Origin of the sequence: Segetibacter koreensis DSM 18137, assembly GCF_000374045.1 — a bacterium.
GTDB classification, from domain to species: Bacteria; Bacteroidota; Bacteroidia; order Chitinophagales; family Chitinophagaceae; genus Segetibacter; species Segetibacter koreensis.
Genome location: NZ_KB893370.1, coordinates 1 through 15,099, shown reverse-complemented (window position 1 = coordinate 15,099; position 15,099 = coordinate 1). Strand labels below are relative to the sequence as shown.

13 protein-coding genes are annotated in these 15,099 nt (G+C 37.9%); all 13 read left to right on the top strand.

The window, feature by feature from the left end:
• Nucleotides 1-200: 200 nt before the first annotated feature.
• On the top strand, nucleotides 201-584 hold the full coding sequence (locus B154_RS0122835; protein WP_018616675.1) for an HYC_CC_PP family protein: 384 nt from the start codon (nucleotides 201-203) through the stop codon (nucleotides 582-584).
• 138 nt (nucleotides 585-722) lie between these two features.
• Nucleotides 723-1,061, top strand: coding sequence for a heavy metal-binding domain-containing protein (locus B154_RS34020; RefSeq protein WP_018616674.1), 339 nt, complete (start codon nucleotides 723-725; stop codon nucleotides 1,059-1,061).
• 23 nt (nucleotides 1,062-1,084) lie between these two features.
• On the top strand, nucleotides 1,085-2,383 hold the full coding sequence (locus tag B154_RS0122825) for an efflux RND transporter permease subunit (RefSeq protein WP_018616673.1): 1,299 nt from the start codon (nucleotides 1,085-1,087) through the stop codon (nucleotides 2,381-2,383).
• Nucleotides 2,380-5,142, top strand: a complete 2,763-nt coding sequence (locus tag B154_RS0122820) for a cation-translocating P-type ATPase (RefSeq protein ID WP_018616672.1) — start codon at nucleotides 2,380-2,382, stop codon at nucleotides 5,140-5,142. Before B154_RS0122825 ends, B154_RS0122820 begins: the two co-directional genes overlap by 4 nt.
• A complete protein-coding gene (locus tag B154_RS0122815) occupies nucleotides 5,126-7,051 on the top strand; it encodes an efflux RND transporter permease subunit (protein ID WP_018616671.1) in 1,926 nt (641 codons plus the stop codon). Before B154_RS0122820 ends, B154_RS0122815 begins: the two co-directional genes overlap by 17 nt.
• Entirely contained in the window at nucleotides 7,038-8,306 is a 1,269-nt protein-coding gene (locus B154_RS0122810) for a TolC family protein (protein ID WP_018616670.1), read from the top strand. The genes B154_RS0122815 and B154_RS0122810 overlap by 14 nt, the downstream gene beginning before the upstream one ends.
• A gap of 4 nt (nucleotides 8,307-8,310) precedes the next feature.
• Nucleotides 8,311-9,474 carry an efflux RND transporter periplasmic adaptor subunit gene (locus tag B154_RS0122805; protein ID WP_018616669.1) on the top strand — a complete coding sequence of 388 codons (1,164 nt, stop codon included), beginning with the start codon at nucleotides 8,311-8,313 and terminating at the stop codon, nucleotides 9,472-9,474.
• Between the two features lie 2 nt (nucleotides 9,475-9,476).
• Nucleotides 9,477-10,778 (top strand): efflux RND transporter periplasmic adaptor subunit, encoded by a 1,302-nt coding sequence (locus tag B154_RS0122800; protein WP_018616668.1) that lies wholly within the window; start codon nucleotides 9,477-9,479, stop codon nucleotides 10,776-10,778.
• A 73-nt stretch (nucleotides 10,779-10,851) separates the two neighbouring features.
• Nucleotides 10,852-12,069 carry a family 1 glycosylhydrolase gene (locus tag B154_RS0122795; RefSeq protein ID WP_018616667.1) on the top strand — a complete coding sequence of 406 codons (1,218 nt, stop codon included), beginning with the start codon at nucleotides 10,852-10,854 and terminating at the stop codon, nucleotides 12,067-12,069.
• A 13-nt stretch (nucleotides 12,070-12,082) separates the two neighbouring features.
• The gene (locus tag B154_RS0122790) at nucleotides 12,083-12,292 is read left to right on the top strand and encodes a hypothetical protein (RefSeq protein ID WP_157580933.1); all 210 of its coding nucleotides are present in this window, start codon (nucleotides 12,083-12,085) and stop codon (nucleotides 12,290-12,292) included.
• Nucleotides 12,293-12,403: 111 nt separating this feature from the next.
• Nucleotides 12,404-12,985 (top strand): dihydrofolate reductase family protein, encoded by a 582-nt coding sequence (locus B154_RS0122785; RefSeq protein WP_018616665.1) that lies wholly within the window; start codon nucleotides 12,404-12,406, stop codon nucleotides 12,983-12,985.
• A 232-nt stretch (nucleotides 12,986-13,217) separates the two neighbouring features.
• Nucleotides 13,218-13,400, top strand: a complete 183-nt coding sequence (locus B154_RS0122780; protein ID WP_018616664.1) for a hypothetical protein — start codon at nucleotides 13,218-13,220, stop codon at nucleotides 13,398-13,400.
• 134 nt (nucleotides 13,401-13,534) lie between these two features.
• The gene (locus B154_RS0122775; RefSeq protein ID WP_018614817.1) at nucleotides 13,535-15,010 is read left to right on the top strand and encodes an alpha/beta hydrolase-fold protein; all 1,476 of its coding nucleotides are present in this window, start codon (nucleotides 13,535-13,537) and stop codon (nucleotides 15,008-15,010) included.
• Nucleotides 15,011-15,099 lie beyond the last annotated feature (89 nt).

Sequence of the window (15,099 nt, the reverse complement as noted above, 5' to 3'; positions counted from 1 at the left end):
GTCCTGCAATGGGAGCTGTGCTTATAAGTTTGAGTACGAAAAACGTTGCTATTAACGCAAGAATTTTAAAATTACATCAGTGATAAAAGTCAAAGATATCTATGACGACAATCATGGAAGTAGTTGTTTAATATGTTTAGATTTACTGGTAATTAGAACAGTGATTTAGCTTTTTGATAGATCATATATCATAAAAACAAATGAAAAAAGCTGCTACAATAATGCTGATCTGCCTGTACTCAATTGCAACAATGGGTTTTAGCATAAAGCAGTTTTATTGTTGTGGCAAATTGAAATCTGTATCTCTGGCAATTATTCCCACTCATCCTACCGGTTGTAGGCAGGGAAAGGAAAAAAACGGCTGTTGTGACAACAAATACGAATTCTCGAAGGTAAAAGATAACCACGTCACAGCTAACGAAATATCGGCTACTAAACCTTTCATTGATCTACATTTCTTAACTCCTTGTTTTTATGATGTAAATGCTGGTTCGGAAAAAAATACAGTTACTAATAAGAGAAATTCGCCTCCCAAACTTACGCGAGTACCACAATATATTTTTAACTGCGCCTTCAGAATTTGATATTCTTCACTTTCACTTGGGGTACGAAACGACTTACTCATAATTTTTATTTTTTATTGGTTCTAATTCAGGTAGTGGGAAATGCTGCTATGTAACTAATGTGATTTAAATAACCGATCCACTAATAAAACAAACAAAATGAAAAGGTTAATGATTATTATCGTAGTGCTAATTAGTAGTACGACAATTTTCGCACAAAAAAACAAACAATTCGACAGGAAGGAAAAGACCCCGGTACAAGCAATATATACTTGCCCAATGCACCCAGAAGTATACAGCTTAGCTGCTGGAAAATGCCCTATTTGTAGCAGGACTCTTGTGTTGTCTGGGAAAGAGCAAATGAAAATGGAAGTGATGAAGTATAGTTGTCCCATGCATCCAGATATGGTGAGTGATAAGGCTGGTAAATGCCCTGTGTGTGGGATGACGATGGAGGAGAGAAAAAAGAAAAGCCCTAATTCTAAAACTAAAAGTTAGCAAAACCTGCAAAAAAATAGCTCATGGTTGAGAAGCTAATAGGAATTGCCCTTAAAAACAGGCTGGTTGTATTAATGCTTGCAGCCGGTCTGTTCATATGGGGAATTTTATCTATACAAAAAAATCCTATTGATGCTATTCCTGATTTATCAGAGAACCAGGTAATCGTATTTACGGATTGGATGGGTCGCAGCCCCCAGGTTATGGAAGACAAGGTTACTTTTCCGTTGGTATCTAACCTGCAGGGCATCCCAAAAATTAAGAACATCAGGGGTACTTCTATGTTCGGGATGAGCTTTGTATATGTGATCTTTGAAGATAACGTGGACATCTACTGGGCAAGAACAAGGGTGTTGGAAAGATTGAACTATGCACAGCGTTTGCTACCAGAAGGAATCACTCCAACATTAGGTCCAGACGGAACAGGTGTCGGCCATATTTTCTGGTATACGCTCGATGCAAAAAAGATGGACTTGGGTGAGCAAAGAGCCTTACAGGACTGGTATGTAAAATTTGCTTTACAAACTGTGCCGGGCGTTGCAGAAGTGGCGTCTTTTGGAGGATTTGAAAAGCAGTACCAGTTAATTGTTGACCCCGTCAAACTTCAGTATTACGATGTCTCGTTGATGGATTTGATGAGCAAGGTCAAAGCAAACAATAACGACGTGGGTGGAAGAAAATTTGAGATGTCTGATATGGCTTATATTATTCGTGGCCTGGGTTATATAAAAAGCAAAGAAGATATTGAAAATATTGCTGTTGGCAACTACAATGGAATACCTGTACGGATACGTGACGTAGCTACTCTGCAAATGGGTGGAGAGCTTCGATTAGGCATTTTTGATGAAAACGGCGAAGGCGAAGTAGTAGGTGGTATTGTAGTAATGCGCTATGGCGAGAATGCCGATGTAGTAATTAAAGCTGTTAAAGCAAAAATGCAAGATGTTGAAAAGGGCCTGCCTGAAGGTGTAAAATTCCATTATGCTTATGACAGGAGTAATGTTATAGAAGAAGCTGTGCAATCAGTAAAAGAAACTTTGGTTGAAGAACTGATTACCGTTTCCATTGTTGTGCTCATCTTTTTATTCCATTGGCGAAGCGCAATAATCATTTTGATTCAACTTCCCATTTCTATTTCTATTGGCTTTATTCTTTTAAATGCTTTCGGTATTTCTTCAAACATAATGTCATTAACAGGGATTGCACTGGCAATTGGAGTGGTAGTGGATGACAGTATTGTAATGGTAGAAAATTCCTATCGCCACATTTCTGATGAACAAGTAAAAAATACAGCTAGTAATAATAATGAGTTACCAAAGTGAATAATTTTTCAATAAACATATTACAACTATTATCGGAATTAAAGACGGATGCAGACCGAGGGCTAACCAATGATGAAGTAAGTCGAAGATTAAAAAACTATGGATATAATCGCATCAAGACAGTAAATAAACGCAGTACGGTAAAGATTTTCCGGGAACAATTTAAAAATCTTCTTGTATTGCTATTAATAGGAGCTGCAATACTTTCCCTGTTCCTGGGTTCTTACAGGGACTCCATTATATTAATACTCGTGGTTTTATTCAATGCTGCAATTGGTTTTTACCAGGATTTCAAAAGCGAAAACATCCTTGCATCACTTAAAGACCTGGTGATACAAAAATGCATTGTGTTACGTGGCGGAAATAAGATGGAGATACCATCAGAAGAATTAGTACCCGGAGATATTGTTTATCTAAATGAAGGAGATGGGGTGCCTGCTGATATTCGTTTAATTGACTCAACTGGGTTACAGGTAAATGAATTTATACTTACCGGAGAATCTCAACCTGCAGAAAAGGCACACGATTTTATAGCGACATCAGCAGATACCGCATTAATTAAACAGGGCAGCTACATATTTATGGGTACCACTGTGGCTAAAGGCATGGCAACAGGTGTCGTGATTGCCACAGGAATGGAAACACAATTAGGCAAAATAGCCCACTCTTCAGGAGATATTGACGCTTCAAAAACTCCACTGCAATCCGAGCTTGACATTGTTGCAAAGAAAATATCTTATGCTACAATTGTAATCGCAACGGCATTGTTAGCAGGAATATTATTAACAGGAGAAACAGTCAACAATGCATTGATTTTTGCTATAGGAGTTGCCGCTGCTATGGTTCCGGAAGGATTACCCGCACAAATTTCAGTTTCTCTAGCTCTAGGTGTATCACGGCTGGCAAAAAACAAAGCAGTAGTTAAGAAGCTATCGGCAGTAGAGGCATTGGGTGCAGCAACTGTAATTGCTACAGATAAAACTGGTACTATAACTAAAAATGAAATGAGCATCATTCATGCTCATTTTAATGGAAAAGATTTCACTATTGCCAGTACAGGATATGAACCTAAAGGAGAAATCTTTGATGTAAATGGCACGAGGGTCTTTAAAGATAACTTGTCGGATGAAAAAATATTTTTTCTTTCCGGGTTCTTGTCCTCTACAGGTAAAGTAAATCCTCCTGACAAGTTCCATGCAAGCTGGTATGCCATAGGTGACCCAACTGAAGTTGCTTTCAGTACATTAATGATGAAAGCAGGCTTTGATATAACAGAAACAGAAGCAGCTTATTCAATTATACAAATATTTCCTTTTGATTCTTTTCGTAAACGTATAAGCATTGTTCGCAAACACAAAGGAAAGCATATAGCTTTTATAAAAGGCTCCATTGAATCAATGGTAGAAATCTCTGCAAGGACAATAATAAAGGGTGTGGTTAGAGAATTTTATCCGGAGGAAAAAGAGCAGTTGCTTAATCAAGCAAAAGTATATGCATCACAGTCTAAAAGAATTATTGCAATAGGATACAAAGACCTCGAGGTAAAGCAGCAATATTCCTTGCAGGAAACGGAGAATGATATTGTTTTTGCCGGTTATGCAACTATGATTGACCCGCCTCATGAAGAAGTGCCAGATGCATTCAAAACTGCATTTAAAGCAGGATTAAAAGTGGTGATGATCACAGGTGATAATGAAATCACTGCCCGTGCAATAGCAGACAGTATTGGAATGCATGAATCCGATGGCAGATTGCCCGAGGTAATCAATGACAAAATGCTCAAGAATTTGCGCGATGATGAAATCAAACAATTCTTCAAAAACAGGACTCTTATCTTTTCAAGAGTTTCTCCTGATGAAAAACTCAGAATTGTTTCCTTACTAAAATCGTCAGGAGAAGTTGTGGCAGTAACAGGGGATGGAGTAAATGACACGTTAAGTTTGAAAAAAGCAGACATAGGTGTGGCAATGGCAAAAAACGGCAGTAAGGTAGCCCAGGAGGCCGCCAGCGTTGTTTTACTTGATGACAATTTCTCCACAATTGTTTTGGCCATTAAAGAAGGTAGAACGATTTATGGCAATCTCAAAAAAATTGTTCTGGCCAATCTTATCGGAAACCTTGCAGAGTTATTGTGCGTCCTCATCGGCTTCTTCGGTGCTTTTTATGGATATCCCCTTGTGATTATGCCCGTGCAAATTCTTTTAATTGATTTAATTGGAAATATGCTGCCTTTACTAATGGTATCTTTTGACTTACCTGAAGACAATCTTATGCAACAATCACCCAGGAAACAGGGTGAGATGCTCAATAAAGAAAGTTTTCTTGTTATTGCCTATTCTGGTTTGCTTAAAGGACTGTTTTCCTTCTTCGCATTTTACCAATCATATCAGTCGCACACGAATGATAGCAATCGGCATGCAATAGCAGTTACTGTAACGATGGCATCGATTATTGTCTGCCAGTTTATTAATATTCTGTCAAGCAGAACTCGTTACAGTGTTTTTACTCCATTTCTACTAACGAACAAAAATTTATACATAGCCTTTTTTATATCACTTGCTTTTTTACTGCTTATAAGTTACGTGCCATTGCTAAACACTGCTTTACATGCTGGTCCTCTGACTGCTTCTGACTGGCATTATGTATTAATGGGCGCAGGAGCATACCTTATTGTGCTTGAATTATTAAAGGTTATAAGACAAAAATTTAGTAGCAACCCGATCAAAGAAAAAATGTTATTTGATGTTCAAAGGGCGTAAACGATATAAAGACCCACTGTCAGCGGAAGAGAAATTAAAAATTATTGAACGGTCCTCTAAGCAGGTTGGTCCCGGAGTCTTTTATTCAACTATCGTAGTAATTACTTCTTTTCTACCAGTGTTTCTACTGACAGGTATGGAAGGCAAACTATTTAGTCCACTGGCGTGGACGAAAACTTTTATTTTGATCGTTGATGCTTTTCTTGCCATAACATTAACCCCTGTTTTAATCTCACTTTTTCTTAAAGGAAGACTAAAGCCCGAAGGAAGCAATCCCGTGACGAAAGTTTTAGAGCGGGGATATAAGCCCGTGTTAAGTGCATGTTTAAGATGGCGAAAGACTGTTATTGCAATAAATCTTTTGGCGTTAGCAATCGGCATCTTTATGTTTACTCGTCTTGGCTCTGAATTTATGCCACCGTTAGATGAAGGCACCCTTTTGTTTATGCCTATAACCATGCCCGACATTTCTAATTCCGAGGCCAAGCGTCTTCTTCAGGTTCAGGACAAAATTATTAAAACAGTACCTGAAGTTGAAAATGTATTAGGAAAGGCCGGAAGAGCAAACACTGCCACTGATAATTCTCCTATCAGCATGATAGAAACAGTTGTCTTATTAAAGCCACGAAATGAGTGGCGAATTGGTTTGACAAAAAACGATATTATCAATGAATTAAATGGAAAACTTCAAATTCCTGGTGTTACAAATGGCTGGACACAGCCTATTATTAACCGTATCAACATGTTGTCCACCGGCATTAGAACTGATGTAGGTTTAAAAGTCTATGGGCAGAACCTAGACACAATTTATGCTTTTGCCCAAAAGCTAAAAGAAGAATTGCAGAGCATTCCAGGTGTTAAGGATTTATACGTTGAGCCAATAACTGGCGGAAAATATATTGATATTGTAATAAAAAGAGGTGAGATAAGCAGGTATGGGTTAAGTGTTGATGATGTGAATGCTGTGGTAGAAAGCGCGCTGGGAGGAATGAGATTAACAACAACCATAGAAGGACGACGGCGGTTTTCTGTTAATGCCCGCTTTGCGCAGGAATTTAGAAATAATCTTCAGGCGATAAAAAGATTACAAGTGCAAACGATGCAGTTTGGTCCTATTCCCCTGGAAGCAGTTGCAGATGTCAACATCTCAGAAGGCCCCCCTATGATAAATTCAGAAAATGCTTTGTTGCGGGGTACTGTCTTGTTCAATGTGCGGGAAAGGGATTTAGGAAGCACAGTTACTGAAGCACAACAAAAGTTGAATGCAATGATTACAAAAATGCCAAAAGGGTATTTTATTGATTGGAGCGGCCAATGGGAAAACCAGATAAGGGCAAACAAAACATTACGGATTGTAATGCCAATAGTATTGGTAATCATTTTCATGGTTTTGTATTTTACTTATCATTCTTTCAAAGAAGCCATAATTAGTATGATTACGGTTCCTTTTGCATTAATTGGAGGCGTTTTTATGGTCTACTTCTATGGTGTCAATTTATCTGTTGCTGTAGCAGTAGGGTTTATAGCCTTATTTGGCATGTCTATAGAAACCGCAATGCTTTTAACGATTTACCTGAATGAATCAATGCAAAATTTAGTAGATGTTAGAGGTAATTCCAGAGAAACTATAAGTATCCCAGATATACGCAATTATATCATTTCGGGTGCTACAAAGCGTCTTCGGCCCGTAGTAATGACAGTCTCAGTTTCTCTTTTTGGATTGGTACCTATTCTATGGGCAACTGGAACCGGTAGTGATGTAATGCTTCCTATAACTATTCCCTTGCTTGGCGGAACCTTCACTGCCATCATTTATGTACTATTTGTAACGCCAGTTGTGTTTGAAATAGTAAAAGAAAATGAATTAAAACGTAAAGGAAAAATTGAAGTTTTAGATGTCAAAGAATAAAAATATAATACCGCTTGTATTACTCTTGAATATAACAACCGTGAAAGCTCAGACTTTAACGTTGGACAATATACTGAGCAACATTCAACGGAATCATCCTACGCTTAAAATGTATAATGCAGACATACGCTCAATGGACGAAGCAGCAAAAGGTGCAAGAAGCTGGATGCCTCCGGAATTTGGTGCAGGTTTTTTTATGACCCCTTATAACACAAAAATGTGGAAAGCAGGTATGAAGGATATGGACGGAAACCAGCAGCCGGGAATGGGTTCTTTTATGTTGTCAGCCCAACAAATGTTTCCAAATAAGCAAAGGCAAAATGCGGAGGCAAAGTACATGGAAGCAATGTCTTCGGTGGAGAAGGAAAGAAAGAATGCCACAATAAACGATTTGTATGCAGAAGCCAAGAAAAATTACTACGAATGGATCGTTATTGAAAAGAAGCTGAACGTTATCGCCGAAAACGAAAAGGTGTTAAACTTTATGATTAAAAATGCAGAAATAAGATACAGGAACGGCATGGATAAGTTAAGCGCATATTACAAGGCGAAAGCATCTTTGGGTAACCTCGAAACAATGAAAGTAATGTTGCAGTCAGATATAATTAACAAGAGGATTGCACTGAATACCCTGATGAACCGAAGCAAGGCAGACAGTTTTAACATTGATACTGCTTATACCATAAAAGAGTATTCAACTTCTTTTGACACTTCATCAATTGCAGGAGCAAGAAGCGACATTCGGGCAATAGACAGAAATATTCAAATAACATCGCTGCAGCAAGATCTTGAAAGGGCGAAGTTGAAGCCGGAATTTGGTATCAAATACGACCACATGATTGCATGGGCAAAACAACCATGGCAGTTTTCTTTAATGGCAATGGTAAAAGTTCCCATTGGTCGCTCCACTTTAATGAACAAAGCAAACATTGAAAGTTTAAAATGGAAAGCTCAATCATTTAGCGAACAAAGGCAAATGATACTAAATGAAGCAACTGGAATGGCTTATACAATGATTAATGAGATCAATTCCAGGAGAAAGCAAATAAAACTTTATGAAATAAATATAATCCCTGCTCTAAGAAACAATTATAAATCGATGCAGTTAGCATATGAACAAAACACAGAGGAATTGTTCATGTTGTTTGATGCATGGGAAACGTTGAATATGACCCAACTGGAGTACCTGAATCAATTGCAGCAGTTGCTATTGTTGCAGGCAGAACTTGACAGGATTCTAGAGAGTAAACAATAGTAAAATGTTAATACCTAATTACAAAATTATCTTATTTCTGCTATCAATTGCAGTGCTGCAAAGTAGTTGTAAACAGAAGAAAGATTTGCAGCACGCAGAGCATCAAATGGCGCATGTTGAAGAAAAGCAGAATCCTGAACCTGATTTAAATACTTTACTAAAACCTGCAAACACTTTTGTTGTTTCCGAAATTCCTGTTACCACTGTTAAAAATACCCGACAACCAATTGAAGTAGAGGCTTTGGGTTCAATAGCTTACGATACAAGGCAGGTCGGAACAATATCAGCAAGGTATTCAGGTAGGATAGAAAGACTATATGTACAATACAGGTATCAAAAAGTAATAAAAGGGCAAAAGATAATGGACATCTACAGCCCAGAATTAATGACCGCACAACAGAACCTATTATTTATATTGAAGAATGATCCCGACAATATAGCTTTAATTGACGAAGCAAAACAAAGATTACTTCTTCTTGGCTTAACTCCATTGCAGTTACAAAATATAATAAAAGCCGGAAAACCTTCATTGACCATTACTGTTTACAGCAATTATACAGGGCATATACATGAAGCAACAGCAAATGCTATGGCTGCTTCAACTCCGACAGAAATGAGAGATATGTCTGTAACCACGGAACAGCTTTCTCTTAAACCCGGGATGTATGTGCAGAAAGGCCAATCTCTTTTTTCTGTTTACAATTCAAATAAAGTTTGGGCTGCCTTAAGCATTTATGCAGAAACTCATATGTCAGTTGAGGTGGGTGATCGTGTTCGTATAATTCCTGAAACTGCACCGGATAAAGAGATCTGGGGCAAAATCAATTTTATAGAACCTTTCTTAGAGAAAGGTAGTAAGACGCTAACTGCAAGAGTGTATTTCAATAACGCGTCGCTGCAAATACCCGTAGGCAGCCAGGTAAAAGCCGCCATTTATAGTAATAATAAAAATGCACAATGGCTTCCAGCTAGCGCTGCGGTCTCTTTAGGTAGAAACAAGGTTGTATTCATAAAGCAAAACGGTGGTTTCAAAGCACATAAAATAGTGACGAACTTATCATACGGGGATAAGGTACAGGTAGTAAGTGGTTTAACCGAAAAAGATACTGTTGCACAAAATGCACAGTACCTTATGGACAGTGAAAGTTTTATAAAAGTAAATGACTAATTATGTTTAAAGATTTTTTTCATAATGTCGCTGGCAGTTGTGCTAATAAACATTTGTTGCTCGGTACGGTTGTACCGTTGATTTTTATCTCTGCTCTTTCATTAACGATGCTTTTTCTCGGTTCGTGTCAAAATCAGAATGCAAACACTCATTCCTCACATAACCATCCAACACCAGCCACTACTACTTATTACACATGTTCTATGCATCCCCAGGTACAACTGGCCAATCCCGGTAAATGTCCTATCTGTGGTATGACTTTAATCAGGGTGGAAAAGTCTGTAACACCGAAGCCAGATGAACTGCTGTTGAGTGACCAGCAAATCCGGCTAGGAAATATCTCTGTTGACACTCTATCCAGCGGTGGATTAGGTGATGAATTAACTCTAACTGCTACTTTAAATTTCAATCAGCAAAAAACCACAACAATCAGTTCAAGAGTAATGGGCAGGATTGAGAGATTGTATTTTAAAAATGTAGGCGATTATGTTTCCAAAGGGCAAAAATTGTTTGATTTATACAGCGAAGACCTGAATAATGCCAAACAGGAATACATATTAGCTGTAGAAAGGCAAAAGGTACTGGAAAACAGTATGATTGATTTCAACGAGTTGATACAGGGCGCTAAAAATAAACTGTTATTATGGGGATTAAATGATGCACAGATAACAGCATTGGCACAAATAAAAAAGGCGTCCCCTGTTACAACATTTTACAGCAATACTGCAGGGTACATTACAACACTTGATGCCCGTGAAGGCGATTATGTAATGGAGGGAGGAGCTGTCGTTCATCTTGCAGATCTTTCCTCTTTATGGGTAGAAGCACAGCTTTATGCATCACAGTTTGCTACGATTGACAAAAATGCTACTGCTATCGTTCAGGTTCCTGATATGCCCGGACATGAAATAAAAGGTAAAATTGATTTTGTCAATCCTGAAATCAATCCTGAAACACATATTAACCTTATTAGAGTTGTTATCCCAAATCCAAATAACCATCTTAAGCCAGGTATGCCTGCCTATGTATACATTAGAAGCAGGCAACGTAAAGCGCTTACATTACCCATTGATGCAGTTATAAGAGATGTCAAAGGAGCAACAGTATGGGTTAAAACAGGCCATAATACTTTCAAGAGCAAAATGGTAGACGTAGGATTGGAAGGTGATGATAAAATTGAAATACTGAGCGGTTTACATACTGGTGATGTAGTGGTCGTAACAGGAGCCTACTTATTAAACAGCGAATATATTTTTAGGAAAGGAGCTAATCCTATGGCAGGTCATGAAATGGGAAAAATGTGATTTTTTGGAGGAAGTAGCAGAATTAATCAAACCGACCATGCGTTAATAATATTTTAAACGAAACCTGGCGGCCATGATAAACAAATTCATATTTGCAACCGGCATTGAAAATAGTTATCCTACAATCGTACTACCTGATGGCACTTCTATGCGAGTGGATGAAATGAAAAAGGCAAGACACTACGAAATGTGGAAAGAAGATTTCGACCTTGTAAAAGAATTGGGCATTGAATTTCTAAGATATGGTCCTCCATATTACGTAACTCATGTTGCTCCTGGTGAATATGATTGGAGCTTTGCAGATATAACTTTTGCCCGTCTAAAAGAACTTAACATTATACCTATAGTCGACCTTTGCCATTTTGGTGTGCCTGATTGGATCGGTAATTTTCAAAACTTTGACTGGCCCCAATATTATGCAGAGTATGCGCAGGCCTTTGCAAAGCGATTTCCTTATTTACAGTTTTATACGCCAGTTAATGAAATAAATGTTGCAGCTACTTTTTCCGCACAGTTTGGATGGTGGAACGAACGGCTTAAAAGTGATAAAAGTTTTGTAACTGCCCTTAAAAATCTTTGCAAAGCCAATTTACTTGCCATGCACTCTATATTGAATGTCCAACCTAAAGCGATTTTTATTCAGAGCGAGGCTACCGAATACTATCATACGGAGGGACCTGACGAATGTTGTTTGGAGAGGGCAGAATTTCTTAATGAAAAAAGATTTGTCTCTTTTGATCTAACCTATGGTCGTCATGTATCTGCTGAAGTCTACAATTACTTGTTGGACAATGGCATGACAAGGCAGGAATATAAATGGTTTATGGAATCGGCAAAGAAGATAAAAAAACATTGCATAATGGGCAATGATTATTACGAAACGAATGAACACATGGTTTATCCAGATGGAAGCACAAGAGACGCCGGAGAGATTTTTGGATATTACTCACTTACGCACCAATATTTCATCCGCTATCATTTGCCGGTAATGCATACTGAAACAAACATAGCGGAACCTAGTGCTGTAATGTGGCTGAGAAAAGAGTGGGTTAATGTGCATCGACTTAAGCAGGATGGGGTACCACTTGTAGGATTTACATGGTATAGCCTTATTGATCAGGTTGATTGGGATACATGTCTCCGTCAAAAAAACAACAATATTAACGAGCTCGGCCTGTATAACATGGAACGCAAAATAAGACCAGTGGGTGAAGCATATAAATCACTTATTAATAAATGGAAAGAAGTTCTAACGTCTGAATGTTATGGATTGCACATTTATAATTTTTGATACGTGCATGTATATGGAAACTCAAACTTCTAAGTCAATTCAACTTCAACAATCCGCTTCAGCTATTGGTGCAGCTATATTAGGCTTTGGTATAGATGCTCTTTGCTGTAGTTCCGCTTATGAAACAGCAAGGGAAAGGAAGGTAGTTAATATATCATCAGATACGGTATGGATAGGTTCACAGTCCCCTGATTTTTTCATGCAGAAGAACATGGCCAAATAAAGTTTGGCGGAACAAAATATGGAAGCAAAAGTGTAGAAGCCATCTTATATGCCTGCTTGTAAAAACAGCTTTTTTAAGCATCTGATAGTAAAAATCTAAAGCGGTACAGGCATGTTAAACGAACCCACCAACACGAAAAACACATTTAAGGTAACTGTACACATGGTTTCAAGTCTTGACGGAGTTATTGCAAAAAAAGACAATAGCGTTTCCTGGTTTGAGACATCTGACTATTATGAGAAAGGTGTTGAAGTTACTGAACAAGACAGGGAGGAATTTCTTAAAACAATAGATTGTTATGTAATGGGTTCACGGACATACGAACACGCCTTGGAACTTTCAAAATCGTATGGATGGGCCTATGGAGATGTACCGACAATCGTACTAACTCAAAGAAAACTCGCGATTAACAGACCCAACATTGAAATTTACTCAGGCGATCTGACTAACCTTGTGAACGAACGACTAAAACCGAGATACAAAAATGTTTGGGTTGTGGGCGGAGCTATTGTTGTCAAAGAATTTATTCAATTAAAATTGGCGGACGAAATTATGTTATCAGTTATGCCTATTATTTTGGGGGACGGAAAACTGTTTTTTGACCACTTGAGGCAAGAACAAGCATTGCATCTGAAGGACCTCAGAGCCTACAAAAGCGGAATGGTCGAATTATGTTACGAAATAATAAAATAATAGAATACTCTTATTAACGGAAAGAAGCACTGGTTGTAAATAAGCAATTACAGGAGATCTTGGAGGACATCAAAATTTTATAAGATGAATATACAATAATTAGAAACAATTTTCAATTAGACATCTATGGTTTTGAAGACACTCCTACAAACAAAGATTATGTGAGAACTGCCTTTGAGTTGAGCGGTAAAATGTGGGAAATTATTAAAGCCACAGCCTAAAAAATAAGGGTTTGAATATCTGGGTTTATGAAGCTGTTGATAAAGGTTTTGCAGGTGTAGAACTTGAAAATCCAAGCGACAGCAATAAGTATGGGCTAGAGAAAAAGGAAATCAGGTTAGAAAACCCCCGGGAGATTCTTCAAGTACATCCAAAGCTGTGCTCCCGGCAGAAGTTATGCTGCCTGCCACATTAATCAACATTCGGTAATGACTGAACTATTACCTTTAATTAAAATTGAACATTTTAAACTGCAGATCGATTTCGAGCCACCTTCTCCAATGCTTTTACGTTAGCAGACATATTGGATTATACTTAAAAATAATTTTGATGGATCATACATTTAAAACTACATTTTACTTAATATTATTTGTCCTGCTATATTCTTCGACAATTGCCCAAAAGTTCAGCATCCGTTATACACCCGCTGCTTCTCGGCAAAACTTTACCGGTAATGTATTTTTATACCTTTCTAAAGAAAATAAAAATCCGAAAGATGCAGATGTGGGAATCGAGTTTTTCCCTTGTTATCGTATTGCTGTAAAAAATATTAAACCAAACCAAGCTGTTCTATTTGATGACGCTGCTGTATCCTATCCTGTTCCCTTATCAGCTATAGAAAGGACAGAGTATTATGTACAAGCTGTTTGGGATAGGAATTTAGGAGATCGTTCTATAGGAAATAGTGCCGGAAACATGTATAACAAATCAGTGAAAACAAGATTTACCAAAAAAAAAGATGAAGTTTTTAACTTGTTGTGTGACGATGTGATTAAAGAACAATCATTTGTAGAAACCCAGTACAGTAAAGAAATAAAAGCTTCGTCTTCAGTGCTTACAGCCTTTTATAAAAGACCAACAACAATTAATGCCGCAGTCTTGCTTCCAAAGGAATATGACGAGCAACCGGAAAGAAAATTTCCAGTACTTTATTGGGTATCAGGTTATGGACACGACTACCATGATTTTTCAGGTAAAAATGATCCGGCATCACCCATGGATACAACAGCCTGTATCCGGGTTTTTCTTGATGGCAATTGTTCCTTAGGGCATTCAGTATATGCAAACAGCGATAATAACGGCCCATGGAGTGATGCACTGATAAAAGAATTACTACCTGAAGTTGAAAAAAAGTTTCGATGCAATGCTGCTAAACTCTTAACCGGGCACAGCAGCGGCGGGTGGACTGTTATATGGTTGCAAACACACTATCCTAAAACTTTTATAGCTTGCTGGTCAAGTGCACCTGATCCCGTTGATTTTAGAAATCTTCAGCAAATAGATTTATACAAAGACCACAATTTGTTTTATGCTAATGACAGTTCTTTGAGAATGACAGCAACTGTAGCAGGTCGAATTCCATGGGCTTCGATGAAACAAGTCTACCAAATGGAAAATATTATTTCTCGTGGTGAACAAGCGCACTCTTTTGACGCAGTATTCAGTCAAAAAAACTTGGATGGAAGCCCACGAAAACTTTGCAATCCTAATACAGGTGAGATTGATTCAGTAACAGTTAGTCATTGGAAAAATTATGACATTTGCTTATACCTCCGAGACAATTGGAATCGAATAAAGACTGAACTTGATGGAAAAGTGAGAGTAAGCGTAGGCGAGCAAGATAATTTTTTATTAAATTATGCAGTTCATCTATTGGATGAAGAAATGAAAAAGCTTAAATCGGGTTTTGTATTTGCTTACTATCCAGGAGACCATTTTACCGTTTCAACTTCTAAATACAAAAGCGACGGATATAAATTTTTGCAACAGAAGTACAACCAATTTATTGCCCACCTTATTCGCTAAGACAAGAAACACCGTTGATCATTGATTACTGCCACGGCACGCAAAGCAATTTTACTTTGTAGGTGTTTTCTTGCGGTAATTCTGTCTTT

Excerpts from the sequence above, each read along its gene's own strand:
- B154_RS0122835 (WP_018616675.1), top strand. The coding sequence starts at position 201 with ATGAAAAAAGCTGCTACAATAATGCTGATCTGCCTGTACTCAATTGCA.
- B154_RS34020 (WP_018616674.1), top strand. The coding sequence starts at position 723 with ATGAAAAGGTTAATGATTATTATCGTAGTGCTAATTAGTAGTACGACA.
- B154_RS0122825 (WP_018616673.1), top strand. The coding sequence starts at position 1,085 with ATGGTTGAGAAGCTAATAGGAATTGCCCTTAAAAACAGGCTGGTTGTA.
- B154_RS0122815 (WP_018616671.1), top strand. The coding sequence starts at position 5,126 with ATGTTCAAAGGGCGTAAACGATATAAAGACCCACTGTCAGCGGAAGAG.
- B154_RS0122810 (WP_018616670.1), top strand. The coding sequence starts at position 7,038 with ATGTCAAAGAATAAAAATATAATACCGCTTGTATTACTCTTGAATATA.
- B154_RS0122805 (WP_018616669.1), top strand. The coding sequence starts at position 8,311 with ATGTTAATACCTAATTACAAAATTATCTTATTTCTGCTATCAATTGCA.
- B154_RS0122800 (WP_018616668.1), top strand. The coding sequence starts at position 9,477 with ATGTTTAAAGATTTTTTTCATAATGTCGCTGGCAGTTGTGCTAATAAA.
- B154_RS0122795 (WP_018616667.1), top strand. The coding sequence starts at position 10,852 with ATGATAAACAAATTCATATTTGCAACCGGCATTGAAAATAGTTATCCT.
- B154_RS0122790 (WP_157580933.1), top strand. The coding sequence starts at position 12,083 with ATGGAAACTCAAACTTCTAAGTCAATTCAACTTCAACAATCCGCTTCA.
- B154_RS0122785 (WP_018616665.1), top strand. The coding sequence starts at position 12,404 with ATGTTAAACGAACCCACCAACACGAAAAACACATTTAAGGTAACTGTA.
- B154_RS0122775 (WP_018614817.1), top strand. The coding sequence starts at position 13,535 with ATGGATCATACATTTAAAACTACATTTTACTTAATATTATTTGTCCTG.